The sequence below is a fragment of the Pseudonocardia hierapolitana genome, assembly GCF_007994075.1.
Taxonomy (GTDB): domain Bacteria; phylum Actinomycetota; class Actinomycetes; order Mycobacteriales; family Pseudonocardiaceae; genus Pseudonocardia; species Pseudonocardia hierapolitana.
In genome coordinates this window covers 8,707,362-8,730,929 of record NZ_VIWU01000001.1, presented here as the reverse complement: position 1 = coordinate 8,730,929, position 23,568 = coordinate 8,707,362, and the positions used below count along the sequence as shown (strand labels likewise).

General features: G+C 71.4%; 21 protein-coding genes. 13 read left to right on the top strand and 8 right to left on the bottom strand.

Annotated features, from left to right (window positions below):
- The first annotated feature begins 4 nt into the window (after positions 1 to 4).
- Positions 5 to 4,813 carry an NAD-glutamate dehydrogenase gene (locus FHX44_RS41265; protein WP_147260714.1) on the top strand — a complete coding sequence of 1,603 codons (4,809 nt, stop codon included), beginning with the start codon at positions 5 to 7 and terminating at the stop codon, positions 4,811 to 4,813.
- Here FHX44_RS41265 and FHX44_RS41260 read toward each other — a convergent pair.
- The 6 genes from FHX44_RS41260 to FHX44_RS41235 form a co-directional block, all read right to left on the bottom strand.
- Positions 4,810 to 5,214 carry an aconitase X swivel domain-containing protein gene (locus FHX44_RS41260; RefSeq protein ID WP_147260713.1) on the bottom strand — a complete coding sequence of 135 codons (405 nt, stop codon included), beginning with the start codon at positions 5,212 to 5,214 and terminating at the stop codon, positions 4,810 to 4,812. The two genes, FHX44_RS41265 and FHX44_RS41260, sit on opposite strands and share 4 nt — an antisense overlap.
- The gene (locus FHX44_RS41255; protein WP_147260712.1) at positions 5,211 to 6,497 is read right to left on the bottom strand and encodes an aconitase X; all 1,287 of its coding nucleotides are present in this window, start codon (positions 6,495 to 6,497) and stop codon (positions 5,211 to 5,213) included. The genes FHX44_RS41260 and FHX44_RS41255 overlap by 4 nt, the downstream gene beginning before the upstream one ends.
- Positions 6,494 to 7,792 (bottom strand): MFS transporter, encoded by a 1,299-nt coding sequence (locus FHX44_RS41250; RefSeq protein WP_147260711.1) that lies wholly within the window; start codon positions 7,790 to 7,792, stop codon positions 6,494 to 6,496. The genes FHX44_RS41255 and FHX44_RS41250 overlap by 4 nt, the downstream gene beginning before the upstream one ends.
- A 19-nt stretch (positions 7,793 to 7,811) precedes the next feature.
- Positions 7,812 to 9,101 (bottom strand): FAD-dependent oxidoreductase, encoded by a 1,290-nt coding sequence (locus FHX44_RS41245; protein ID WP_147260710.1) that lies wholly within the window; start codon positions 9,099 to 9,101, stop codon positions 7,812 to 7,814.
- A gap of 83 nt (positions 9,102 to 9,184) precedes the next feature.
- Complete coding sequence (locus tag FHX44_RS41240; RefSeq protein WP_147260709.1) at positions 9,185 to 10,135, bottom strand: LysR family transcriptional regulator; 951 nt, start codon at positions 10,133 to 10,135, stop codon at positions 9,185 to 9,187.
- On the bottom strand, positions 10,132 to 10,965 hold the full coding sequence (locus tag FHX44_RS41235; RefSeq protein WP_147260708.1) for a class I SAM-dependent methyltransferase: 834 nt from the start codon (positions 10,963 to 10,965) through the stop codon (positions 10,132 to 10,134). Before FHX44_RS41235 ends, FHX44_RS41240 begins: the two co-directional genes overlap by 4 nt.
- Positions 10,966 to 11,100: 135 nt before the next feature.
- On the opposite strand from FHX44_RS41235, the gene FHX44_RS41230 reads away from it, so the two are divergent.
- From FHX44_RS41230 to FHX44_RS41220, 3 genes are read left to right on the top strand one after another with little or no spacing between them, the layout of a single operon-like run.
- On the top strand, positions 11,101 to 12,537 hold the full coding sequence (locus FHX44_RS41230) for an APC family permease (protein ID WP_147260707.1): 1,437 nt from the start codon (positions 11,101 to 11,103) through the stop codon (positions 12,535 to 12,537).
- Positions 12,534 to 13,457: a universal stress protein gene (locus tag FHX44_RS41225; RefSeq protein WP_147260706.1), complete on the top strand. Its 924-nt coding sequence runs from the start codon at positions 12,534 to 12,536 to the stop codon at positions 13,455 to 13,457. The genes FHX44_RS41230 and FHX44_RS41225 overlap by 4 nt, the downstream gene beginning before the upstream one ends.
- 10 nt (positions 13,458 to 13,467) lie before the next feature.
- Complete coding sequence (locus FHX44_RS41220) at positions 13,468 to 13,947, top strand: peroxiredoxin (protein WP_147260705.1); 480 nt, start codon at positions 13,468 to 13,470, stop codon at positions 13,945 to 13,947.
- 13 nt (positions 13,948 to 13,960) lie between these two features.
- On the opposite strand, the gene FHX44_RS41215 is transcribed toward FHX44_RS41220, so the two are convergent.
- A complete protein-coding gene (locus FHX44_RS41215; RefSeq protein ID WP_147260704.1) occupies positions 13,961 to 15,394 on the bottom strand; it encodes a DNA-binding protein in 1,434 nt (477 codons plus the stop codon).
- Positions 15,395 to 15,592: 198 nt separating this feature from the next.
- On the opposite strand from FHX44_RS41215, the gene FHX44_RS41210 reads away from it, so the two are divergent.
- The 9 genes from FHX44_RS41210 to FHX44_RS41170 are packed head-to-tail and all read left to right on the top strand — an operon-like array spanning position 15,593 to position 23,164.
- Positions 15,593 to 16,723, top strand: coding sequence for a glutathione-independent formaldehyde dehydrogenase (locus FHX44_RS41210; RefSeq protein ID WP_147260703.1), 1,131 nt, complete (start codon positions 15,593 to 15,595; stop codon positions 16,721 to 16,723).
- Between the two features lie 42 nt (positions 16,724 to 16,765).
- A complete protein-coding gene (locus FHX44_RS41205; RefSeq protein ID WP_147261899.1) occupies positions 16,766 to 17,230 on the top strand; it encodes an MSMEG_3727 family PQQ-associated protein in 465 nt (154 codons plus the stop codon).
- A gap of 15 nt (positions 17,231 to 17,245) precedes the next feature.
- Positions 17,246 to 18,946 carry a PQQ-dependent dehydrogenase, methanol/ethanol family gene (locus FHX44_RS41200; RefSeq protein ID WP_147260702.1) on the top strand — a complete coding sequence of 567 codons (1,701 nt, stop codon included), beginning with the start codon at positions 17,246 to 17,248 and terminating at the stop codon, positions 18,944 to 18,946.
- A 45-nt stretch (positions 18,947 to 18,991) separates the two neighbouring features.
- Entirely contained in the window at positions 18,992 to 19,081 is a 90-nt protein-coding gene (pqqA, locus tag FHX44_RS41195) for a pyrroloquinoline quinone precursor peptide PqqA (protein ID WP_246121799.1), read from the top strand.
- A 54-nt stretch (positions 19,082 to 19,135) separates the two neighbouring features.
- Positions 19,136 to 20,026: a pyrroloquinoline quinone biosynthesis protein PqqB gene (gene pqqB, locus FHX44_RS41190; RefSeq protein ID WP_147260700.1), complete on the top strand. Its 891-nt coding sequence runs from the start codon at positions 19,136 to 19,138 to the stop codon at positions 20,024 to 20,026.
- Positions 20,023 to 20,748 carry a pyrroloquinoline-quinone synthase PqqC gene (gene pqqC / locus FHX44_RS41185; protein WP_147260699.1) on the top strand — a complete coding sequence of 242 codons (726 nt, stop codon included), beginning with the start codon at positions 20,023 to 20,025 and terminating at the stop codon, positions 20,746 to 20,748. The genes pqqB and pqqC overlap by 4 nt, the downstream gene beginning before the upstream one ends.
- Positions 20,702 to 21,016 (top strand): pyrroloquinoline quinone biosynthesis peptide chaperone PqqD, encoded by a 315-nt coding sequence (gene pqqD / locus FHX44_RS41180; RefSeq protein ID WP_147260698.1) that lies wholly within the window; start codon positions 20,702 to 20,704, stop codon positions 21,014 to 21,016. The genes pqqC and pqqD overlap by 47 nt, the downstream gene beginning before the upstream one ends.
- Positions 21,006 to 22,106, top strand: coding sequence for a pyrroloquinoline quinone biosynthesis protein PqqE (gene pqqE / locus FHX44_RS41175; RefSeq protein WP_147260697.1), 1,101 nt, complete (start codon positions 21,006 to 21,008; stop codon positions 22,104 to 22,106). Before pqqD ends, pqqE begins: the two co-directional genes overlap by 11 nt.
- The gene (locus tag FHX44_RS41170) at positions 22,103 to 23,164 is read left to right on the top strand and encodes a sodium:calcium antiporter (protein WP_147260696.1); all 1,062 of its coding nucleotides are present in this window, start codon (positions 22,103 to 22,105) and stop codon (positions 23,162 to 23,164) included. Before pqqE ends, FHX44_RS41170 begins: the two co-directional genes overlap by 4 nt.
- Here FHX44_RS41170 and FHX44_RS41165 read toward each other — a convergent pair.
- Complete coding sequence (locus tag FHX44_RS41165) at positions 23,161 to 23,532, bottom strand: ester cyclase (protein ID WP_147260695.1); 372 nt, start codon at positions 23,530 to 23,532, stop codon at positions 23,161 to 23,163. The two genes, FHX44_RS41170 and FHX44_RS41165, sit on opposite strands and share 4 nt — an antisense overlap.
- Between the last annotated feature and the right edge of the window lie 36 nt (positions 23,533 to 23,568).

Sequence of the window (23,568 nt, the reverse complement as noted above, 5' to 3'; positions counted from 1 at the left end):
AGGCATGCGTGCCATTCCGCACGACGACCGGTCGGAGGTCATCCAACGCGTGCGGCAGTACGCGGCGAAACGGATGGGCGCGGCCGACGCGCGTTTGTACCTCCCGCTCGTCGACCGGTACTACGAGCGCGTCGCCGGTGAGGACCTCGCCGCCCGCGCCGTCCCCGACCTGTTCGGCACGGCGCTCGCCCACCTGCGCCTGGCGCGCCGCCGTCAGCCGGGGGAGCTCACCGTGGCGGTGTGCTCGCCGACCTTCGACGCGGACGGCTTCGCATGCCCCCACACCGTCGTGCAGGTCGTGGCCGACGACATGCCGTTCATCCCGGAGTCGCTCGAGACCGAGCTCGGCAGGCACGGGTTCGGGCTGCACATCGCGCTCCACCCGGTCTTCGAGGTGGTGCGCGGCGCGAGCGGCGAGCTGCTCGCCGTGCTCGGCGAGGACGAGCAGAGGAGCGCGGAGGTGGTCCGGGAGTCCTTCCACCACATCGAGATCGACCGCCAGGCCGACCCGGCCGTGCTCGACGAGCTCCGGCGGGACCTGGTCCGCGTGCTGGGCGACGTACGAGCGGCCAGCGAGGACCAGGCCGCGATGCGGGAGCGGGCGGTCTCGATCGCGCAGGGCCTCCATGCCGAGGCGCCGACCGTCGATCCGCAGGACCGGGCGGAGGCCGCGGAGTTCCTGCGGTGGCTCGCCGAGGACCATTTCACGTTCCTCGGCTACCGGGAGTACGAGCTCGTGCCCGGCCCGCGCGAGGAGGTGTTGCGGGCGGTCGACGGGTCCGGCCTCGGCATCTTGCGCACCGTTCCGGGGACACCCCATCCGCTCTCGACGCTGCCGGCCGACGTGCGCAGAAGGCTGCCGGAACCGGTTCTGCTCAACATCACGAAGGCCAACTCGCGCGCCACCGTCCAGCGCGGGACCCATCTCGACTACGTCGGGGTCAAGCGGATCGACGAGAACGGACGGGCGGTCGGCGAGCGGCGCTTCCTCGGGCTCTACCCGAGAAGCGTGGCGAAGGCTGCGCTCGCCGAGATCCCGATCGCGCGGCAGAAGATGCGGGCGGTGCTCGATCGCGCCGCGGATCCCCGGCACACCTACGAGGCGCAGGTCCTGGTCGACATCCTCGACGGCTACCCGAGGGACGAGGTCCTGCAGTCCACCGCGGACGAGCTGTACGGCGACGCCATGGCGATCCTCGAGCTGCAGCACCAGCAGCGGCTGCGGTTGCGCGTGCGCCGGGACGGTTTCGGGAGGTTCTTCTCCTGCTTCGTCGACCTGCCGCTCGGACGGCTCGACGAGGCGGCACGGGTCTGCATCCGCGACACCCTGATGAGCGCGTTCCAGGGCGTGCACGCCGAGGAGTCGACGCTGGTGACGGACTCCTCCGTGGCCCGCCTGCACTTCGTGATCTACGTCGAGCCCGGCGCGGTGGCCGATCTGGACGCCTCCCTGGTCGAGGCCCGGCTCACCTCGGCGTTGCGCACGTGGACCGACGACCTCGCCGACGCGCTCGTCGAGGAGTTCGGCGAGGAACAGGGGGTGCTGCTGCTCAGCCGCTACGCGAACGCGATGCCCCCCGGCTACCAGGACGACCACACGGCGCGGACCGCGGTGAGCGACATCCGCAGGCTCGAGGCCCTGCTGGCCGGGGACCCGCCCGACGGCCTCGCGATCCACCTGTACTCCCTGCTCGACAGCATCGACCCGCTGCCCCGCCTGAAGCTCTACCGCTACGGCGAGCCGCTGATGCTCTCCGACGTCGTGCCGCTGCTGGAGAACATGGGGACGCGGGTCGTCGACGAAAGGCCGTACGAGATCCGGCCTGCGGGCGCGCAGCCGGTGTGGATCTACGACCTCGGGTTGCGGCACGAGGACCTGGACGAGTTCGACGTCGCCGACGTCCGGGCCCGCTTCGAGGACACCCTCGCGGCGGTGTGGCGCGGCGAGATCGAGAACGACCGGTTCAACCGGCTCGTGCTCCGCGCCGGCCTGCGCGGACGGGATGCGACCGTCCTCCGCGCGTACGTCAGGTACCTGCGGCAGGCCGGGACGACGTTCAGCCGGGACGTCATGGCCACGACGCTGGTGGACAACCCGGAGATCGCGGCGCTGCTCGTCGAGCTGTTCGCCATCAGGTTCGATCCCGACCGCGACGTGCGCGAGGACCGCGGTCTCGCCGCCAAGGAGGCCGTCGCCGAGATCGAGCGGCGCATCGACCTGGTGGCGCGGCTGAACGAGGACCGCGTGCTGCGCAGCCTCCTGAACCTGGTGACCGCGACGCTGCGGACGAACTTCTTCACCGATGGGGCGACGTCGCTCGTCTTCAAGCTCGACCCGCACGCAGTCCCCGACCTGCCGCTGCCGAGGCCTGCGTTCGAGACCTTCGTGTACTCGCCGCTGGTCGAGGGTGTGTACCTGCGCGGCGGTCCCATCGCCCGGGGTGGGCTGCGCTGGTCGGACCGGCCCGAGGACTTCCGCACCGAGATCCTCGGTCTGGTCGGGGCGCAGAGCGTCACGAACGCGGTCGCCGTGCCCGTCGGCGCGAAGGGCGGGTTCGTCGTGAAGTCACAGGCCGACGTCGCGACCTGCTATCGCACGTTCGTACGGGGGCTGCTCGACGTCACCGACAACATGGTCGACGGCCGAGCCGTGCCGCCGCGCCGCGTGGTGCGGCACGATGGCGACGACCCGTATCTCGTCGTCGCCGCCGACAAGGGCACCGCGGAGTTCGCGGACATCGCCAACGCGATCTCCGCCGAGTACGGCTTCTGGCTCGGAGACGCGTTCGCCTCCGGCGGATCCACCGGCTACGACCGGAAGGCGATGGGCATCACCGCCCGTGGTGCGTGGGTGTCGGTGCGGCGGCACTTCCGGTCGCTCGGTATCGACGTGCAGGACGAGGACTTCACCGTCGCGGGGATCGGGAACATGTCCGGCGACGTGTTCGGCAACGGCATGTTGCTGTCGCGGCACATCAGGCTGGTGGCCGCCTTCGACCACCGCCACGTCTTCGTCGATCCCGACCCCGACCCCGGGCGCAGCTTCGACGAACGGGCGCGGCTGTTCCGGCTGGCCCGCTCGTCCTGGGCGGATTACGACCGGTCGCTCATCTCCGCAGGCGGTGGGGTGTTCCCCAGGACGGCGAGGGACGTGCCGCTGTCGGACGAGATGCGCCGGGCCCTCGGCGTCGACGCCGACTCGCTCTCCGCGGACGAGCTCGTCCGCGCCGTCCTCGAATCCCCGGTGGACCTGCTGTGGAACGGGGGCGTGGGCACGTACGTCAAGGCGTCGGCCGAACCGCACGGCGAGGTCGGTGACAAGCGGAACGACGCCGTCCGGGTCGACGCCACCGGGCTGCGGTGCCGGGTGGCCGGCGAGGGTGGGAGCTCGGGGTTCACGCAGCGCGGCCGGACCGAGTACGCGCTGCTCGGCGGCCAGATCAACGCCGACGTCGTCGACGGAGCGGCCGCTGTGAACTGCTCCGACCGCGAGGTCAACATCAAGATCCTGCTCGACCGCGTGGTGCGCGACGGCGACCTCACCGGCAAGCAGCGCGACGAGCTGCTCGCGGCGATGACCGACGAGGTCGCCGCCGACGTGCTCGCCGACAGCGACGGCCTGACGCGGGCGATCCACCTCGATTCGGCGCAAGCCCCTGCGATGCGGGACGTCCACGCCCGGTACCTCGACGCCCTGGAGCGTTCGGGCCGGGTCGACCGAGCGGCCGAGCAGCTGCCCGGCACCCACGAGCTCATGGAACGGGCCGAGATCAACGGGGGCCTCCAGCTCCCGGAGTTCGCGCTGCTGCTGGCCCACAGCAAGATCGAGCTGTTCGACGACCTGATCGGTTCCGACGTGCCGGAGGACCCGTTCCTCGGCCGGGCGCTCGAGCGGTACTTCCCCCGTGTGCTGCGCGACCGCTGTCCGCGGCAGATCCAGGAGCACCCGCTGCGACGGGAGATCATCGCGACCCGCGTCGCGAACGGCGTCGTCGACCGGGCGGGCATGACGTTCGTGTCGCGCCTGACGGACGAGACGGGCCTCTCGGCACCCGACGTTGCACGGGCACACACGGCGGCCTGGGACGTCTTCGGGATGGGCGCGCTGTGGGAGAGGCTCGAGGCGCTCGACGGCGTCGTGCCGACCCGCACCCAGATCTCGCTCTTCCTCGAGCTGCGCCGGCTGGCCGAGCGGGCGACACGGTGGCTGCTGCGCAACCGGGAACAGCCGCTCGACATCGCCCAGACCATCGAGTTCTTCGAGCCGGGGGTGCGGGAGCTGACCTCGCTGATCCCGGCTCTGATCAGCGAGAACCGGCGCAGCGCCCTGGACCGGACGGTCCGCGGCCACGTGGACGCCGGCGTCCCCGAGGAGCTGGCGAGGGCGGTGCGGACGTCGCCGGACCTCATCTCCGCGCTCGACATCACCGCGGTGGCGCGTTCGACCGGGCGTCCGGTCGGGGAGGTGGCGGTGGTCCACTTCGCGCTCGAGGAGCACCTGCGGCTGGACTGGTTGCGGGCCCGGATCCTCGACCTGCCGCGCGACGAACGCTGGCCTGCGCTGGCGAGGGCGGCACTCCGCGAGGATCTGCACGTCGTCCATTCGGCGATCACGGCCGAGGTCGTGCGGACGAGCTGGTCGGGCTGCACCGGGCAGGAGCTGGTACGGGACTGGATCGCGCGGACCGACGTCGCGGCGAACCGCTGCCTGCGGCTCCTCGACGAGATCGGCGCGGCCGGCCGGTCCGACCTGGCGACCGTCTCGGTCGCGCTCCGCGAGATACGGACGTTGGTGCGGGCGAGCGGCGGCTAACGCAGGATCTCGACGGTGCCCGCGGTCGCGTCGAGACGGAGCCGATCGCCCGTCCTGATCGCCTCCGTCGGGTCCCGATCCAGGTCCGTCAGCGCGGGTACGCGGGTCACCACCGCGCCCAGCGCCGCCTTCGTCGTCACGACGGTGAAGATCATCCCGATGGGTGCGGTGCCCAGCAGCCTGGTGGTCTGGAAGAACCCCGACCAGCCCGACGAGCCCTTCGCTCCCGGGAAGACCAGGATCTTGCCCGTGAAGCACACGCCGCACAGCTCGTGGCGGCGCTCGATGATCGTGCCGGTGGCCGGGTCGATCCCGCCCCAGCCGGAGATCGTCTCGTGCGAGACGAGCGCCTCACCCTCGACGACGCCGGGCACGACGGTGCGCCCGTGCAGAACGGTCACAGCCCACCCCTCCAGCGCCCGGTGACGGCGGCGTCGACGCACTCGTCAAGCGTGCCGAACCAGGCTTCGATGCCGAGGATCGCGGGCAGGTAGTGCGCCTGCTTGGCCGAGTCGGTGGCGAAGACCTTGGTGCCCGGCGGGGCCGAGCGCGACATCGCCGGGCAGGAGTCGGCGAGCACCTTCCCACCGGCGGCCTCGATCACGGCGGTGTAGCCGCTGCGGTCGGCGGTGTCCTTCAGCGCGCGCGGCGCCATGATCCACAGCTGGGTGCCGGAGTGCAGACGGCGGCCCTCCAGCGCGCGTGCTGCCGCGCGGATCTGGTCGAGCGAGGCGTGCGGGCACCCGAGCAGCACGAAGTCGACGTCGGTGCAGCTGCCCTGGTCGTTGAGGGTCTCGTAGACGTGCCTGCGCTCGGCGGCGCCGTAACCCACCGCCTCCGGGACGGTCCCGCCGAACGCCGTCTCGACGTCCGGCGCCTCCGGGGTGACACCGGGGACGTGGTAGAGCTCCACCCCGCCCGACGACGCCGCGGCGGCGCCGAAGTGCTTGAGCTCGGTGAGGTCCGGCCGGGCCAGGTCGCCGACGACGACCGGTCGTGCCTCCTGCACGAGCTCGCCGACGAAGTAGCCGAACATGCCCCAGTCGCGGAACCCGGACACCGGAACGTCAGCGCGCACGAGGTGCGTGCCGAGCCGGTGGGCGTCGTGGTGGTTGCCCCAGCACGGGATCCGGCCGGTGAGGCTCGCCGCGCCGGTCGACGCCGTGCCCTCGCAGTTGGTGCGCGCCCCGAGCACGGAGTTGGCGTACACGACCGCGGAGGACTCCATCCACGCGCAGTGCTCGCCGCGCGTCGGCAGGTTCCCCACCTGGTACGGCGTGCAGGTGGCGAGGATGTGCACCCCGCGCCTGCCGTAGAACGCCTCGGCGTCGGACTGCAGCTCCACGAACTTCTCCGGGTACGGCGCGATGCCGACCGAGTCCGGCCCGAAGCCCTGTTGCAGCTGGCAGGTGGGCACCTTCATGTCCGGGATCGGCAACGCCTCGTACGAATCGAAGTCCGCATCGAGGTTGATCACCGAGAAGGCCTTCTCCCAGCCGCCCTCGGCCACCAGCCGCGCCTTGACCGGGGAGGGCTGGGTGGTGGTGCCCGCGACGTTGCGCACGTCGCAGAGGTGCTCGGCGTCCAGCGCCTCGCCGTAGCGGATCAGCAGGTCCATCGCGGCGGCGACGGCCGGACCCTCGGCGCCGTCGCGCATGGCCTTGTCGTCGTCGGTGAGCTTCATCGGACCGGGTGGGTCTCGGGGCCGCGCCGCACGGCCGTGAACATCAGCAGGCCGCCGAAGACGATCAGCACGACCGGGGTGAACTCGTAGGGCATCAGCGTGGAGAGCGCGAGCAGCCAGACGGTGTAGAGCCCTGGCAGGATCAGCCCGAACATGTAGCCGATGCCGTAGCCGGACGCGCGCACCGACGACGGGAAGCGTTCGTTCAGGTACACCAGGATCACGCCGAGCGGCGCCGACGGCACCACCTTCGCCACCACGTAGAGCACGCCGAGCACCCACTCCGGCGCACCGCCCCTGGCGGCCACGACCAGCAGCACGAACGCCGCCGCGACGACCACCGTCATCACCAGCGCCCAGCGCATCAGCAGCGCTCGCCGCCCGATCCGCTGGGAGACCTCGGCCAGCACCACGATCATCCCGATCGTGACGATCGACGACACGATCTCCAGCACGCTGCCGAGCGTCGGGCTCCGGCCCAGCACCTGCACCAGCAGCGTCGTCAGGAACGACACCGACATCTGGGTCGCGAACCAGTAGCCACAGGTGAACAGGAACACCGACGTGATCAGCGCGCGGTGGGTGGTGAACAGCTCGACCACGGGCTGGCGGGTCGAGGACGCGCGCCGCTCGACGATCGACTCCTCGTCCTCGACGACCTTGCGGTAGTGCCAGAGGTAGACCAGCCCGAGCAGGAAGCCCACGACGAACGGCACCCGCCAGCCCCACGACAGGAACCCGTCCTTCGGCACCGTCTCCAGCACCCCGAACAGAAGGACGTTCATCAGCAGGAACGAGCCGGGCGCGCCGATGCCGATCAGCGCGCCGACCCGGCCGCGGCGGTGCGGGCGGGCCTGCTCGAGCGCGAGCGGGATCGGCGCGGCGTACCCGCCGGCCAGGAAGATCCCGCCGACCAGCCGCAGCACCGCGAACACGGCGATGCCGCCGTAGCCCCACGCCGCGTACCCGGGCAACAGGCCCATGAGCAGCGTGACGACCGTGAAGCCCCAGCCCGACAGCATCGTGACCCGCTTGCGGCCGATCCGGTCGGACAGGTTCCCGAAGATCACGCTGCCGATCGGGCGGCCGAGCAGCCCGACGGTGAACAGGACCGTCGTGAACGTGGCGCGGATCGGCGCGGGCAGGTCCTGCGGCATGAAGTAGGCCATTGCCGCCGGCAGCACGAGGGCGGGCAGGTACACGTCGAAGCTGTCGACGAACATCGAGAAGGCGCCGCCGCGGGCGGAACGGCGTTCGTCAGCGGCGGTGATCCGGGTGGTCTCGGAGAGCGTCATTGCCGTCCTTCCTGGGATCTCAGCCTTCGACGTTCGCGGCGACGCGCTCGGCGAGTGACCCGAGATCGACGTCGTGCACGCTGTCCTTGCCGACGAGGTCGAGCACGTGCGCGGCGGCGAAGCCCTCGGCGCCGCACGGCCCCATGACCCGCACGCTGGACAGCGCCGCCGCGTCCCCGTCGATGCAGCGGCCGGCGACGAGCAGGTTGTGCACGTCGGGCGGGGTCATCGCGCGCAGCGGCACGTAGTGCACGTGGTCGGGTCCGAACGTCTCCCACACGTATCCCTGCGGGGTGTCGTGCAGCTCGATCGGCCACGCCGTGCGCGCCACCGCGTCGGGGAAGCGGGTGCCGGTGCGGACCTCGTCGACGGTGAGCTGGTGGACCCCGGCCACCCAGCGGGTCTGGCGGCGTCCCGGGAAGCCGTAGCTGCGCACCCGGGCGTTGCCGAAGACGTCGGGGAACTCCGCGCGCAACAGCGCGATGGCCCGGTCGGCCTGCTCCTTGCCGCGGATCTGGGCGTCCGCGGCGGCGATCGGGTCGAGCGGGGCCTCGATGTGGGTCATGTTGAGCACCGCGGTGCCGCGGCCGGGGAAGAAGAACGCGAGCCCGTCGTGGCGGTGCAGGCCGAACTCCTCGGCCTTCGCCCCGATCCGGGCGGCGAGCTCCGCGGGGTCGGGGCGGCGGCTCTCGTCGAGGTGCTCGACGACGAGCTGCTGGCTGCCGTAGATCTCCCGCTCCGGCAGCCGGCACGGCAACCCGGCCTCCCAGGCCAGGGCGGCGTCGCCGCTGGCGTCGACGAAGCCGGTGGCGGTGACCTCGACGGTGCCGTAGCGGGTGGCGAAGCGGACGGCGTCGATCCGGTCGGCCGACCGCGTCACGCCGACGATCACAGCGCCCGTGATCGCCTGGATGCCGTGGGCGGCAACCGTCTGCTCGACCCACCGGCCGAGGCGCACCTCGTCGTAGCCGACGGTGGTGGTGTGGCCCCGGTTGTAGAACAGGTCGCCGGTGGCGCCGAGGTCGGAGAAAACGTCGTCGAACAGGCCGTGGGTGAGCTGGCGGTGCTCGGGGGCGTTGCCGAAGACACCGCAGAACAGCCCGATCAGCGAGTTGACCATCTGCCCGCCCAGCACGGGCAACGCGTCGACCAGCACGACGGAGCGGCCCAGCCGTGCCGCCTCGACGGCTGCCGAGAGGCCCGCGATGCCGGCGCCGACGACGCAGACGTCGGCGGTGACCTCGTGCGTCGCGTTCCCTTCCGGACGCGTGACGGTGTGGACCGGGAGGTCGGTGAGCGGGTGCGGCATGCGTCACACGCTAGGAACCCGCGCGGACCGCGAGGAAATAGTCAATCCGTCTACGCGCTATCAGCTGAACAGATATTCCCAGCTCAGAGGCGTGCTGCTGCGGCGATCACGGTCTCACGCAGCCACCGGTGCGCGGGGTCGCCGTCGCGGTCGGCGTGCCACCAGAGACGTTCCACGATCGGCTCCGGATCGCCGGGGCAGGGGAGGACCCGCAGCCCGAGCAGGCCGGCCACCTGCGTGGCGAGCCGCTCCTGGAGGAGGGCGACGCGGTCGGTGCCTGCGACGAGGTAGGGCACCGCCTGGTAGCTCTCGACGCGGACGCGGATCTCGGGGCGGATGCCGAAGAGCGCGAGCTGCCGGCTCATCGGGGCGGCCGTCGGGTTGCCGCGGTCGGGCTGGAACGGCGCCACCCACGGCAGCTCGGCCAGCCGCTCGATCGTGATCCCGCCGTCGACGTCGGGGTTGGCGGCGTCGGCGATGCAGACCCAGCGGTCGGTGAACAGCTCGACCGAGCGCACGGACGGCAGCTCGAACTTCTCGACGGGCGGCGACACCATGCCGTCGATCAGGGTGATCGTCTCGGCGAAGTCCAGGGCGAACGCCTCCCGCACCAGCCGCAGGTGCAGGTCGACGCCGGGGGCCTGCGCGCCGATCGTCGTCGACAGGTGCCTGCCGAGCACGGCGATCGTGTAGTCGGCCATAAGGAGCGTGAACTCCCGGCGGGACGTGCTCGGGTCGAAAGCGCGCCCCGTGGCGAAGAGCCGCTCGGCGGCGGCGCACACCGTCTCGACCTGGTCGGCGAGCTGCATCGCGAGCGGCGAGAGCGTGTAGCCGGAACGCGCGCGGATGAGCAGCTCGTCGTCGAAGTGCCGGCGCAGCCGCGACAGCGCCGCACTCGCCGCCGGCTGGGAGACCCCGATCCGCGCCGCCGCGCGCGTCACGTTCCGCTCCCGCAGCAGCTCGCGCAGCGCGACCAGGAGGTTCAGGTCGAGGTTCGCCAGATGCGCGACCGGGTGCCTCGCCCGAGGGGTCAAACGCGCTCCAGCCGCTCGAAGACGGCACCCGCGATCAGCCGCTTGCCGTGAGCGGGGTGGAGGTTCTGCAGGCTGTCGAGGACCCGATCGCGGAACTCGGCGCGGTCGGGCTCGGACAGCGCGTCGTGGATCCACTGGTTGCCGTGCATCTGCAGCCACCGCCAGTACGCCTCCGGGCCGTCGATGGGGAGCTCGACCTCGGCGTGGGTGTGCGCGACCGGGCGCAGCCCGATCCGTTCCAACTCGGTCGCCACGTCGTCATGGGTGTGCGCAGGTGCGTCTGCGGCGACGTCGGCCGACACCGGGACCGCTTCCGCCTCGGGCGCCAGGCCGCTGTCCACCCTGGCGGTGAACTCGTCGACGATCTCCCCGTAGCGCACCCACCATTCGTCCGCTGAGCACGGCCCGGGCGCCGACAGCAGCATCTGCCCGCCGGGGCGCAGTACCCTCGCCAGCTCTGCGATGGCCCGGGCGGGATCGGGGATGGCCGAGAGGACGAACCCGGCGAACACCATGTCGAACGAGGCATCGGGCAGATCGAGCCGTCGGGCGTCCAGCAGCCGGGTCTCCACGCCGGGCAGCTGCAGCGCGGCGAGCTGCTCCAGCATCCGCGGGGAGATGTCGCCCGCCACGATCGACCCCGCCGCCCCGCGCGACTCGGCCAGCGCCCGCGTGATCGCGCCGCGGCCCGCCCCGATGTCCAGTACCCGCGCGTCCGCCGCCGGTTCCGCCCACTGCACGAGCAGGCGGCCGATCGTCGCGTAGAACGGGACGTCCTCGTCGTAGCCGTCGGCGATCAGGTCGAACAGCCGCGCGATGGGGTCGCACATGTGATGAGGCTCCCACCCTGCGTGACCGCGACCGGGGCGGGGTCCCGATTCCTGATCAGGCGCAGCCTCCGTTCGGGGGCTCGCGTCCCGCCCGGCTGACCTGGATCGTGGTGAGCCCCGACCGAGGAGATGGCGATGGCACCGCTGCTGCACCAGGCCTTCCGCCGCAAGCCGGTGGAGGTGATGGCGGCGGAGACCGGGGTCGACGGCCACGGCGGTGGGCAGCTCGCCCGCACCATCGGGCTGTTCCCGCTCACGATGATCGGGGTCGGGGCGACGATCGGCACGGGCATCTTCTTCATCCTGAGCGAGGCCGTGCCGGTCGCCGGGCCGGCCGTGATCTGGTCCTTCGTGATCGCCGGAGCCGTCGCGGGCCTCACCGCGCTGTGCTACGCGGAGCTGGCGGGTGCGGTCCCGGTGTCGGGGTCGTCGTACTCCTACGCGTACGCGACGCTCGGGGAGGTCGTCGCCATGGGGGTGGCGGCGTGCCTGCTGCTCGAGTACGGCGTGTCCGGTGCGGCGGTGGCCGTCGGCTGGTCGCAGTACCTCAACCAGCTGCTCGGCAACCTGTTCGGCTTCCAGATCCCGGATGTGCTGTCCCAGTCGCCGGAGGGCGGTGGGCTGATCAACCTGCCCGCCGTCGTGCTCATCGCGCTGTGCGCCCTGCTGCTCATCCGGGGGGCGAGCGAGTCGGCCACGGTCAACGCGGTCATGGTGGTCATCAAGATCGCCGTACTGGTGATGTTCGTCGTCATCGGTATCACGGGCTGGAACACCGACAACCTCGCCGACTTCGCGCCGTTCGGGATCGCGGGCGTCACCGGTGCCGCCGGCATCATCTTCTTCGCCTACGTCGGCCTCGACGCTGTGTCGACCGCGGGGGAGGAGGTGAAGAACCCACGCCGGACGATGCCCATCGCCATCATCCTCGCGCTGCTCATCGTCACGTCGGTCTACGTGGCGGTCGCCGTGGTCGCCGTCGCCGCGCAGCCCCAGGCGGAGTTCGAGGGGCAGGAGGCCGGGCTCGCCGCCATCCTGGAGGACGTGGTGGGCGCCAGCTGGCCCGGCACCGTCCTCGCGGCCGGGGCGATCGTCTCGATCTTCAGCGTCACCCTCGTGGTGATCTACGGCCAGACCCGCATCCTGTTCGCGATCGGTCGCGACGGGATGCTGCCGGGCTTCTTCAAGCAGGTGAACGCCCGCACCAGGACGCCGGTGAACAACACGATCGTCGTCGCGGTCGCCATCGCGCTGCTCGCCGGCTTCCTGCCGATCAACTTCCTCGCCGAGATGACGAGCATCGGCACCCTCGTGGCGTTCCTCGTCGTCTCCATCGGCGTGATCATCCTGCGGCGCACGGCACCCGATCTGCCGCGCGGATTCCGGGTCCCCGGCTATCCGGTCACGCCGATCCTGTCGGTGCTGGGGTGCCTCTGGGTCATCAGCAACCTGAGGCCGATCACGGTCGCGGTCTTCGGGATCTGGGTGGCGATCGTGCTCGTCTGGTACTTCACCTACGGGATCCGGCATTCGCGGCTGGCTGCCGGGACGCCGCGCGAGGACATGTCATGACCGTCCTCGTCGGGCTGCCCCGCGACGAGCGCGCGACGGCCGCCGTGCACCTCGGCGTGATGCTCGCCCGCTCGCTCGACGCGGACCTCCTCTTGTGCACGGTGGTGCCGCCGCCCTGGCCGCCCGGTATGGCGCGGGTCGACGCCGAGTACCAGGAGTACCTCGACCGCAGCGCCCAGGAGGCGATCGAGCAGGCCCGGCGCCTGGTGCCCGGCGACCGCCCGGCCTCGTTCGTCGTCGCCAGGGCGCGCTCGACGTCGGTGGGCCTCCTGGACGTCGCGCGTGAGCACGGCGCCCGGTTGCTCGTGCTCGGCTCGTCCACGGCGGGGGTGCTCGGGCGCGTCGCGTTCGGCAGCGTTGCGGACCGGTTGCTGCACAGCTCACCGCTCCCGGTGGTGCTCGGCCCCCGCGGCTTCCGCTGCCGGGCCGATGCCACGGTCCGCCGGGTGACGGCCGCGTTCGACGCCACCGAGGGCGCGGACGAGCTGGTCGTCGCCGTCGCGGGCGTGGCCGCACGGGCGAAGGCCGCGCTGCGCGTCGCGTCGTTCGCCGTGCGCCCGCGCACGCCGCTGACCGCCGGGATCGGCTCCCGGGCCGAGGACGCCGTGGCGCGCGAGTGGGCGGCGGAGGTCGAGCGGGCCCAGCGCGCCGTCCTGGAGCAGGTCGAGCGGCTGCCCCGGCAACCGTCCGCGCTCGCGTCGGCGGTGGGGTACGGCAGCGACTGGGCGGGAGCGATCGAGGACATCGGCTGGGAGGACGGGGACCTCCTCGCCGTCGGGTCCAGCACCGCGGGCCCGCTCGAGCACGTGTTCATCGGCTCCCGCTCGTCGCGGATCGTGCGGCACTCGCCGGTGCCGGTGGTCGTGGTGCCGCGTGGTGCCGCTCACGCGCTCGCGGAACGGGCGGAGCGTCCGGCGTAGGTTGAACCGCATGACGATCTCCGTTGGCGACCGGCTCCCCGACGCCGAGCTGCGCACGATGACCGCGGACGGCCCCACCGTCGTGAAGAGCGGCGAGGTGCTCGGCACCGGGAAGGTCGTGCTGTTCGCCGTGCCGGGCGCGTTCACGCCGGGCTGCTCCAACATCCACCTGCCCGGGTTCGTGGAGCGGGCGGACGAGCTGAAGGCCAAGGGTGTCACCACGATCGCGTGCGTCGCGGTCAACGACCCGTTCGTGATGGACGCCTGGGGCAAGGCCCACGGCGTCGGCGACGACATCGTGCTGCTCGCCGACGGCAACGGCGAGTTCACCGCGGCCATGGGCCTCGAGCTGGACGGCAGCGGCTTCGGGCTCGGGAGGCGTTCGAAGCGCTACGCGGCGATCGTCGAGGACGGCGTGCTGACCAGCCTCGACGTCGACGAGAAGGGCATCGACCTCTCCAGCTGCTCCAACGTGCTCCTGAAGCTCTGAGCGGCCGCTCCGCTCAGAGCCCGAACGTCTGACGCAGCTGCGACGCGTGCCGGCGCGAGACCGGCACCGTCTCGCGCGAGCGGGCGTCGGTGGCGAGGAAGAGCGCGCCCTTGAAGCCCTGCTCGACCTCCCGCACCCGGCTGAGGTTCACGAGGAACCGGCGGTGCACGCGGAGGAAGCCCTTGTCCTCGAGCTGCTGCTCGAGGCGGTCGAGGCCTCGCGTCGCGGCCACGAGTCGGCCCTGGTCGGTGGCCAGCCAGACGGTGTTGTGGTCGGCCTCGGCGAAGCGGATCTCGCGGGGGTCCAGCAGTACCCAGCGGTCGTCCCGCAGTGCGACGACCCGGCTCGGGAGCGGGCCCGTCGTCGCGGCGGGAACGAGGTAGCCGGCCGGCTGCTCGCAGCCGGAGGAACCGGCGGACCCGAACGCGAGCAGCATGCCGATCAGCTGGGTGCCGGTGAAGACGGGCCGGACCACGACCGGGACGGTGATGTCCAGGAACGGCACGTGGACCTGCGTCGACCCCGTCCAGTCCGGGTCCTTGCGGGCGCGCTCCACCGCGCGGCGCACCAGGATCGGCAGCGCCGAGAGCTGGGGCGTGAAGCGGTGCGCGGGCGCGTAGGCGGGCTGGTCGGCCGGGGTGCCCATCAGCACGGCGGCCTCGCTGTTCGCGAGCACGACGCTCCCGGCCAGGTCCACGGCGGCGAGCGGGGTCTCGGGTGCGACGCGGAGGTCGCCGAGGGCGGCCGCGAGGAGCGTGCCGCTGTGGTGGGCCCGCTGCCGCAGCTTGGCCTCGGTGGCCGCGGCGACCTTGCCCAGCCAGGGCAGCACGTCCGCCGACAGCGGGCTGTTCCAGCAGGAGACGTCGAGCACTGCCAGCGGCTCGTGGGTGACGACGTCCCGGACCGCGACACCGGCGCACACCCATTCGTGGAACCCCTGGCACCAGTGCTCGGGGCCGCGCACCAGCACCGGGCGGTGGCTCTCCAGGGCCGTGCCCATGCCGTTGGTGCCGCTCGCCCATTCCGACCACGTGGACCACGGGGCGAGGTTGCTGTCGGCGGCCTGGTGGAGGATGCGCCTGCTGCCCCACGTCCCGAGGATCCGGCCGTCGCCGTCCGCCACGGTGACGATGCCGTCCAGCCCGTCCACCTCACGGGCCGCGGAAGCCGCCATGCCCCCGAGCTCGGCGTACACCACGTCGTGGTCGATCGAGTGCGCGCCCACCTCCGCCGCGGGCGGTGCGCGATCCAGGTGCGGGTCGACCTCGTACTCCTCGCGGCACCGGTACCAGGACATGAGGATCTCGGGCCGCACCCCGTCCACCGACTCCGCCCCGGCCGCGAATCGTTCCCAGGCGGCACTCGTGGCGCGGACGTCGGCGTCGGCGAGCGCCACACCGCTCGTTGCGGGTGTCGCCCCGCTCGTTGGGCCCTTGGCGCCGTTCATCCCAACTCCCTATGGGTGACGGACCGAGCGCTCCAGGATCGGAGATCACCAGGCGCGCACCGAATGACTCCACCCGGATGAACACCGCCCGAATGCCCTGCCGCCACATCGAGGCGCAACCCAGGTTAACGATCGGGTGATGGTGCTCCTAGGGGCTGAACGCGCGACACGACGGCCACGACTGGAGGCAGGAGGTTCATGCGGGCGGTGGTGTACCGGAAACCCTTCGACCTCGCCGTCGAGGAGGTACCCGATCCGCGCATCGAGCACCCGAACGACGTAGTCGTGCGGATCACGTCCACCGGCATCTCGGGCTCGGACCTGCATCTGTACGAGGGCCGGACCGCGGCGGAGCCCGGGATCGTGTTCGGCCACGAGAACCTCGGGATCGTCGAGGACGTCGGCAGCGGCGTCACCGGTCTGGAGCGGGGCGATCGCGTGGTGATGCCGTTCAACATCGCCTGCGGCTTCTGCAAGAACTGCGTGGCCGGCCTCAGCGGCTTCTGCCTGACCGTGAACCCGCAGGGCGTCGCTCTCGGCGTGTGCGGAAACTCCGCGATCGCACCCTATCCGGGAGGTCAGGCCGAGTACCTGCGGGTGCCTTTCGCGGACTTCAACTGCATGCTCCTGCCCCCGGGAATCGATCACGAGTCGGACTACACGCTCCTCGCGGACGTCTTCGCCGCCGGCTACCACGGGTGTGAGCTCGCGGGCGTCTCCCCGGGGGAGACCGTTGCGGTGTTCGGCGCCGGGGCCCTCGGGCTGATGGCCGCGTACTGCGCGCTGCTGCGCGGTGCCGCCCAGGTCTTCGTGGTCGACCGCGTGCCCGCGCGGCTCGCCACGGCCCGGGAGATCGGCGCGGTCGCGATCGACCTCGCCGAAGGGGACCCGGTCCAGCAGATCAGGGACCTGACCGGAGGGGAGGGCACCGACCGGGGGATCGACGCCACGGGCCACCAGGTCGTCGCGGCGTCCGGGAACCGGTCGGAACCGGCGGCCGCGCCGAACCAGGCGCTGAACCTGCTCGTGCAGGTCGTACGCCCCGCGGGCTCGCTCGGTGTGCCCGGCCACTGCGTGCCGTCGGATCCGGGCCGGTTGCCCTTCGCGCTCGACGCGCTGTTCGAGAAGGGACTGCGCGTGGGAACCGGGCAGGCGAACGTCAAGCGGTACAACCGGCAGCTGCGCGACCTGATCACGCAGGGCCGGGCCAGCCCCGGTTTCGTCGTGTCCCACGAGTTGCCGCTCGCCGAGGCGCCCAGCGCCTACGAGAGCGTCGAGCGGCAGGCCGAGGGTTTCACGAAGGTCATTCTCAAACCGGAAGTCGCATGACGAGCGATTCCGACAAAAGTTCCGTATGAGGAGGTGGAGCCGGTGACGAGTACCGCGCAGGAGCGCAGTGCCCTGATGGGCAAGCTCGGCCTGGACGGCCAGAACAAGGCGGCGCTGGGTCGCGTACTGGCGACCGGGAACATTGCGCAGGCCACGGAGAAAAGCGACGGCCGCATGGAGGCGACGGTCCGGATCAACCCGGACGAGTTGTGCTGGGACCCGTCGGTCCTGGTCCTTCCGCACGGCGGCGATCTCGAACTCACACTCATCAACGACGACCTGAACACGCATTGCGCGCTCCTGCCGAGCAATGGCGACCGGAAGTTCATCTGGCTGGTCAACCATTCCCGGGGACGGGCGACGCTCAACCTCGACGGACCGGGCTACTACTGGTTCAGCTCGCCCACCGGCAACGACGAGGGCCGGGGGCTCACCGGCGCGATCGTCGTGCTCGGCGAGGTACCACCGGAGGCCCGACTCGACCGGCCCGAACAGCCGCGGCCGTAGGAAGGAGGAGATGACATGACGACTGCTGATTACGTCGACGCGGGCGAGGCCATCGACCAGGCATTGCTGAATTACAAGACCCCGGGTGCGGATGTCGCCCCACCGGTGGTGGCCGAGGTCACCTACGAGCGCATCCTCAACGCCCGCGAGGAGCCGCAGAACTGGCTCACCTACTACGGGGCGTACAACGGGCAGCGCTACAGCCCGCTGGACCAGATCAACACGGAGAACGTCAGACGGCTCCTTCCGGCGTGGGTCTTCCAGGCCGGCACGACGGGCCTGATCGCGGGTGCGTCGACCTACTCGTTCGAGGCCACGCCGATCGTCGTCGACGGGATCATGTTCGTCTCCGGCTGGGACGGCTGGATGTGGGCCCTCGACGCGAAGACGGGCGTGGAGATCTGGCGCTACAAGCACGCGGTCCCATTCGACGTGTCCCTGTGCTGCGGGAACGTGAACCGCGGGGTCGCCGTGGCGAAGGGGAAGGTCTTCTTCGTCACCGCGAACGCCCACGTACTCGCGCTCGACGCCACCAACGGCAAGCGCGTATGGGACAAGACCTACGGGGACGTGCGGGCCGGGGAGAGCGCCACGGTCGCGCCGCTGGTCGTGAAGAACCTGGTCATCGTCGGCAGTTCGGGCGGTGAGTTCGGTGTCCGCGGCCACCTCGACGCGTTCGACGTCGACTCCGGCGAGCACCAGTGGCGCTGCTACATGGTCCCGAAGCCCGGCGAGCCCGGCTCCGAGACGTGGCCATCCGACGGCGAGGCATGGGCGCGGGGCGGCGCGAACTGCTGGCTCACCAGCACCTTCGACGCCGAGACCAACCTGCTGTACGTGGGCACCGGCAACCCGGCGCCCGACTTCGACGGCGAGGTCAGGGAGGGCGACAACCTCTTCACCGACAGCATCGTCGCGGTCGACGCGGACAGCGGCCAGATCCGCTGGCACTACCAGTGCACGCCGCATGACCTGTGGGACTACGACAGCATCGCGGAATGCATCCTGTTCGAGTCGGGCGGGCGCAAACTGCTCGGGCACTTCGACAAGAACGGATACTTCTTCGTCCTCGACCGCACGAACGGCGAGCGGGTCGGCATCACCCCCTTCGTGGACCGCATCACGTGGGGCGCGATCACGAGGGAAGGTCAGGTGACGGCCAAGGTCTACCCGGACAAGGAAGGAGAACCGGTCCACTTCTACCCGGGCCCGGCGGGTGCCAAGGAATGGACGCACGCCTCCTACAGCCCGAAGACCGAGCTCTTCTACGTCCCGGTGCAGGACACCGGGGCGACCGCCACCCGGCGCCGCCGGGAGTTCAAGGAGAGCATCCCCTACTGGGGCGCGGGCGTTCAGGTGGACATCGAGGACATGGCGGGGTCCATCAGTGCGTTCGACGCCAATGGCGACGAGAAGTGGCGCTACCGCAACGACCTGCCCATGTGCGCGTCGACGCTGGCCACGGGCGGCGACCTCGTGTTCGCGGGTAAGCCGACCGGGGAGTTCGTCGCGCTCGACGCCCGCACCGGCGAGCAGCTGTGGCAGTTCCAGTGCGGCAGCGGCCACCACAGCAGCCCGTCGACCTACAGCGTGGACGGCCGGCAGTACATCGCCGTGCCGGTCGGCTGGGGTGGATGGGCCGAGGGATTCCTGCCCGGAATGCTCGGCGCGGGCCACGGCAGCGCGCTGATCGCCTTCGCGCTTCCGGAGGAGTGAATCCCCGGAATCGCGTGACCCAGCGACGGAGAGGAGGTGACACCGGTGGAGCTCGCTGAATGGGAGACCCCCGAGTTCGAGGAATTCGCGTGCGCGCCCGAGGTGACGATGTACGTCGCTCGGATGGACGACTGACACCGGTTCCGGGGGACGTCGCCCGCGGCGTCCCCCAGGGAGGGGGACGGCGACGTGTGGATTCGCGTGCTGGGGTCGGCGGCGGGCGGCGGGTTCCCGCAGTGGAACTGCGACTGCCCGGGCTGCCGGGCGGTAAGGGACGGCAGCAGGCCGTGCCGGCCCCGCACGCAGTCGTCGGTGGCGGTGAGCACCGACCGGCACCGCTGGTTCGTGCTGAACGCCTCACCCGACATCCGGACCCAGATCGAGTCGTCCCCCGCCCTGCGCCCGCGGGACGGGCGCAGGACGCCACTGCAGGCGGTGCTGCTCACCGACGCCGAGCTGGACCACACGCTCGGCCTGCTTCTCCTGCGCGAGGGTCGCGGCGTCGACGTGTACTCCACCGAGGCGGTGCGTGCCACGCTCGCCGACGGCACGTCGATCCTGCGCACGCTCGAGGCGTACTGCCCGGTGCGCTGGCACCCGGTGGTTCCCGACGCCGACGCCTCGCTGGCCGACGGGCTCTCGTTCCGGGCCTTCGACGTGCCGACGAGCAAGCGGGCCCGCTTCGGTTCCGGCGCGGAGAAGGGCCGGGTGGTCGGGTACCGCCTGACCGACGAGCGCACCGGCCGGTCGGCCGTCTACCTGCCGGGCATGCAGGCCTTCCTCCCGGTGCGCGACCAGCTGGAGGACTGTTCCTGCCTGCTCGTCGACGGCACCTGCTGGCGCGACGACGAGCTGATCGAGCTGGGGCTCGCCCGCAAGACGGCCCGCGACATGGGGCACCTGCCCATCGACGGTCCCGGTGGGAGCCTCGCGCAACTCGCCCCGCTGCCGATCCCACGAAAGATCTACATCCACATCAACAACACGAACCCGATCCTCCTCGACGACTCACGAGAGCGGCGCACCGTCGAGGAGCACGGCATGGAGGTGGCCGTGGACGGCATGGAGGTGCAGGTATGACGGCGACCCTGGCCGACGCAGATCATGTGGCTGCCGACGAGTTCGTGGCCTCGTTGCGCGCCCAGTCCCAGCGTTACCACTCGTTGCACTCCTTCCACCGCCGGATGAACGAGGGCTCGCTGAGCCGCGGGCAGGTGCAGGGCTGGGTGGCGAACCGCTTCTACTACCAGGCGAACATCCCCCGCAAGGACGCCGCCATCCTGTCCAACTGCCCGTATCCGCAGGTGCGTCGCCGCTGGATCCGCCGCATCGTCGACCACGACGGCGCGAGCGCAGGCGAGGGCGGGATCGAGGCGTGGCTCTCGCTTGGTGAGGCGGTGGGGCTCTCGCGGGCGGAGGTGACCGACGAGCGGCACGTCGTGCCCGGGGTGCGCTTCGCCGTGGACGCGTACGTGACCTTCGCCCGCACCCGCCCGTGGGTCGAGGCGGTCGCCTCGTCGCTGACGGAGCTGTTCGCGCCGGACCTGATGGCCGAGCGCCTCGCCGCGTTCGAGCGGCACTACCCGTGGATCGACCCCGCCGGGCTCGCCTACTTCCGGGCCCGGCTCACGCAGGCGCCCCGCGACTCCGAGCACGCCCTCGAGGTCGTCACCGAGTACTGCCGCACCCCGGCCGAGCAGGCCGCCGCGGTCGCCGCGCTCTCGTTCAAGAACGACGTCCTCTGGAGCATGCTCGATGCCATCGACACCGCCTATCCGGACCGGGCCGACGCAGATCGATAGCCGCGACCGCCCCCGGCTGGCACGGCACGTCCGGCTCACGTTCGACCGGGCGCGGGAGCGGCACGTCCTCCTGTCGCCGGAGACCGTCGTCGTGCTGAACGCGACCGGCACGGCCGTCCTCGAACTGTGCGACGGACAGCGCACCGTGACCGAGATCGTGGCCGAGCTGGGCGCGCGGTACTCCCGCGTCGTCGACGAGGAGGTGCGGGGGTTCCTCGACCGGCTCCTCGCGCGGCGGTGCGTGGAGGTCGATCGCGATGAGGAGTGACGGTCCGTTCGCGCTGCTTGCCGAGCTCACCTACGACTGCCCGCTGCACTGCGCGTACTGCTCCAACCCGCTCGAGCTCGCCCACTACCGCGACGAGCTGACCACGGCGGAGTGGCAACGGGTGCTCGCCGAGGCCAGGGAGCTGGGCGCGCTGCAGCTGCACCTGTCCGGAGGTGAGCCGCTGCGGCGCCGCGACGTCGTCGAGCTCGTGCGGACCGGCCGCGAGCTGGGGATGTACTCGAACCTCGTGACGAGCGGGCTCGGCCTGTCTCCGGCCCGCGCCGGGCAGCTGCGCGAGGCCGGCCTCGACCACGTGCAGATCAGCGTGCAGGCCGACGAGCCGGTCCTGTCCGACCGGCTGGCCGGCACGCCGTCGTACCAGCGCAAGCTCGACGCGGCGCGCACGGTCAAGGAGCTGGGCTGGCCGTTGACCGTGAACGTGGTGCTGCACCGGCAGAACCTCGACCGGATCGACGGGATCCTCGAGCTGGTCGAGGCGATGGGTGCCGACCGCGTCGAGCTGGCCAACACCCAGTACTACGGCTGGGCGTGGCGCAACCGGGGCGGCCTGCTGCCGAGCCGGGCGCAGCTCGAACGGGCCGAGACGGCGGTGCGGGCCGCGCGCGAGCGACTTCGGGACCGGATGCAGATCCTCTACATCCTCCCCGACTACTACGAGCGCTACCCCAAGCCGTGCATGGGCGGCTGGGCGAGCCGCCAGCTCGTCGTCGCGCCCAACGGCGATGCCCTGCCCTGCCTCGCCGCGCACGAGCTCCCGCTCCCTCGCGCGAACGTGCGCGAGCGGTCCCTCGACTGGATCTGGGAGGAGTCACCGCTCTTCCGGCGGTTCCGCGGCACCGACTGGATGCCCGAGCCGTGCCGCGGCTGCGAGCGCCGCGAGCTCGACTTCGGGGGCTGCCGCTGCCAGGCGTTCCAGCTCACCGGCGACGCCGCGCGCACCGACCCGGTCTGCCACCTCTCCCCGGACCACGAGCTCGTCACTGCCGCGGTGCGGGCCGCGAACGACCCGGCGGGTCCACAGGAGGTCGTGCTGACACCCCGCCCGCATCCCCGAGAGGTGGTCCCGTGACATCGATCCTCGTCTTCGTCTGCGGTGCCGCGCTGTTGATCTTCAGCGCCGAGAAGCTGATCGGCTACCTGGTCGGGGTGGCGAGCGGCCTGCGGGTGTCGGTGTTCCTGCTCGCGATCATCTTCACCGGCATCGAGTTCGACGACGTCTTCCTCGGGGTCGCGCTCAACCTCGAGGACCTCGAGGGCGTCGCGCTCGGCGTCGTGTTCGGCACCGCGCTGTCGATGACCGGGGTCGTGCTCGCGCTCGCCGCGCTCCTGACCCCCACCCGCGTGAACATCCCGCGCGAGTACGTCGTCGTCCTCGGTGCCTCACCGCTGGTGATGATCGCGTTCACGCTGATGGCACCGCTCACCGCCGTGCACGGCGTGGTCCTGCTGGCGTTGTTCGTCGTGTTCATCGCGTGGGTCGCCGCGCGCGAGTCCCGCAGCGACGTCCCGGTCTTCCGGGACGTCGAGATCTACGAGGCGTACGCAGCGGCCCGCGGCACCGGGGGCGGCACGGCCGTCGCGTCCGCGGACACCCCGGACGAGGAGCCCACGCACGCCTTCTCCGACGCGATGCCATTCGTCACCACCGGGGCCCGCTCCGGCTGGATCCGGCTCGGACTGGCCGTGCTCGCCCTCGCCGGGCTGATCCTCGGCGCCACGGTGACGGGTATCGGCACCGAGGGCATCCTCGAGACCTACGGGCTCGAGGGCACCCTCTTCGGCGCGACGATCGCCACCGCCGTCCTCACCATCGAGGACATCTTCCTGACCGTCGAACCGATCCGCCGCGGCGTGCCGGAGATCGGCGTGGGCAACGTCATCGGCAGCGTCGTCTTCTCGGTGACCGGCAAGCTGGGCATCATCGTCCTGGCCGGGGGGATCGTGGTCGACCCGGAGGTACTCACCTGGCACCTGCCCGCCCTGATCATCGTGACCGGCCTGGGTGCCTACTTCATCTTCACGGGCAGGCTGCGGCGCTGGCACGGCGTCACGCTGCTGGCCCTCTACCTCGCCTACTGGGCGATCAGCTTCGGCGTCTTCGGAGGGCCGCCGATCGAGGTGGACTAGCGCAACCGGAGCCTCTCGAGGGGGAGCCCCTGGCCGAGCCCCCACATCTCCGCGAGCCGGCCGTCGTCGACGCGGAAGATCTCGATCAGCATCGGCTGCGTGCCGTCGTCCGGGGCCGGGATGCCCTCGACCGAGGAGCGGATAGCGACCCTGTCGTCGTCGACGATGACGTCCCGGGCGACGACGCGGTAGTCGGGGAAGTGGGCGACGAGGCCACGCCAGGCCTGTTTGCCCGCCTCGAACCCGGTGGTGCCGAGCGCATGGCTGAAGAAGCCGGGGGTGAACAGGTCGTCGGCCTGGTCGAACTGCCGTGTGTTGAAGCACTCCTGCATCCGCCGCACCAGGGCTGCGGGATCGCGTCCGGTCATCAGGGCCTCCTCGTGAACCGTCCGGGTGCCGTAACC

What these genes read in the sequence shown, in the direction of transcription:
- FHX44_RS41265 (WP_147260714.1), top strand. Translation starts at nt 5, where the DNA reads ATGCGTGCCATTCCGCACGACGACCGGTCGGAGGTCATCCAACGCGTG.
- FHX44_RS41255 (WP_147260712.1), bottom strand. Translation starts at nt 6,497, where the DNA reads ATGAAGCTCACCGACGACGACAAGGCCATGCGCGACGGCGCCGAGGGT.
- FHX44_RS41250 (WP_147260711.1), bottom strand. Translation starts at nt 7,792, where the DNA reads ATGACGCTCTCCGAGACCACCCGGATCACCGCCGCTGACGAACGCCGT.
- FHX44_RS41245 (WP_147260710.1), bottom strand. Translation starts at nt 9,101, where the DNA reads ATGCCGCACCCGCTCACCGACCTCCCGGTCCACACCGTCACGCGTCCG.
- FHX44_RS41235 (WP_147260708.1), bottom strand. Translation starts at nt 10,965, where the DNA reads ATGTGCGACCCCATCGCGCGGCTGTTCGACCTGATCGCCGACGGCTAC.
- FHX44_RS41230 (WP_147260707.1), top strand. Translation starts at nt 11,101, where the DNA reads ATGGCACCGCTGCTGCACCAGGCCTTCCGCCGCAAGCCGGTGGAGGTG.
- FHX44_RS41225 (WP_147260706.1), top strand. Translation starts at nt 12,534, where the DNA reads ATGACCGTCCTCGTCGGGCTGCCCCGCGACGAGCGCGCGACGGCCGCC.
- FHX44_RS41220 (WP_147260705.1), top strand. Translation starts at nt 13,468, where the DNA reads ATGACGATCTCCGTTGGCGACCGGCTCCCCGACGCCGAGCTGCGCACG.
- FHX44_RS41215 (WP_147260704.1), bottom strand. Translation starts at nt 15,394, where the DNA reads ATGAACGGCGCCAAGGGCCCAACGAGCGGGGCGACACCCGCAACGAGC.
- FHX44_RS41210 (WP_147260703.1), top strand. Translation starts at nt 15,593, where the DNA reads ATGCGGGCGGTGGTGTACCGGAAACCCTTCGACCTCGCCGTCGAGGAG.
- FHX44_RS41200 (WP_147260702.1), top strand. Translation starts at nt 17,246, where the DNA reads ATGACGACTGCTGATTACGTCGACGCGGGCGAGGCCATCGACCAGGCA.
- pqqC (WP_147260699.1), top strand. Translation starts at nt 20,023, where the DNA reads ATGACGGCGACCCTGGCCGACGCAGATCATGTGGCTGCCGACGAGTTC.
- pqqD (WP_147260698.1), top strand. Translation starts at nt 20,702, where the DNA reads ATGCCATCGACACCGCCTATCCGGACCGGGCCGACGCAGATCGATAGC.
- pqqE (WP_147260697.1), top strand. Translation starts at nt 21,006, where the DNA reads ATGAGGAGTGACGGTCCGTTCGCGCTGCTTGCCGAGCTCACCTACGAC.
- FHX44_RS41165 (WP_147260695.1), bottom strand. Translation starts at nt 23,532, where the DNA reads ATGACCGGACGCGATCCCGCAGCCCTGGTGCGGCGGATGCAGGAGTGC.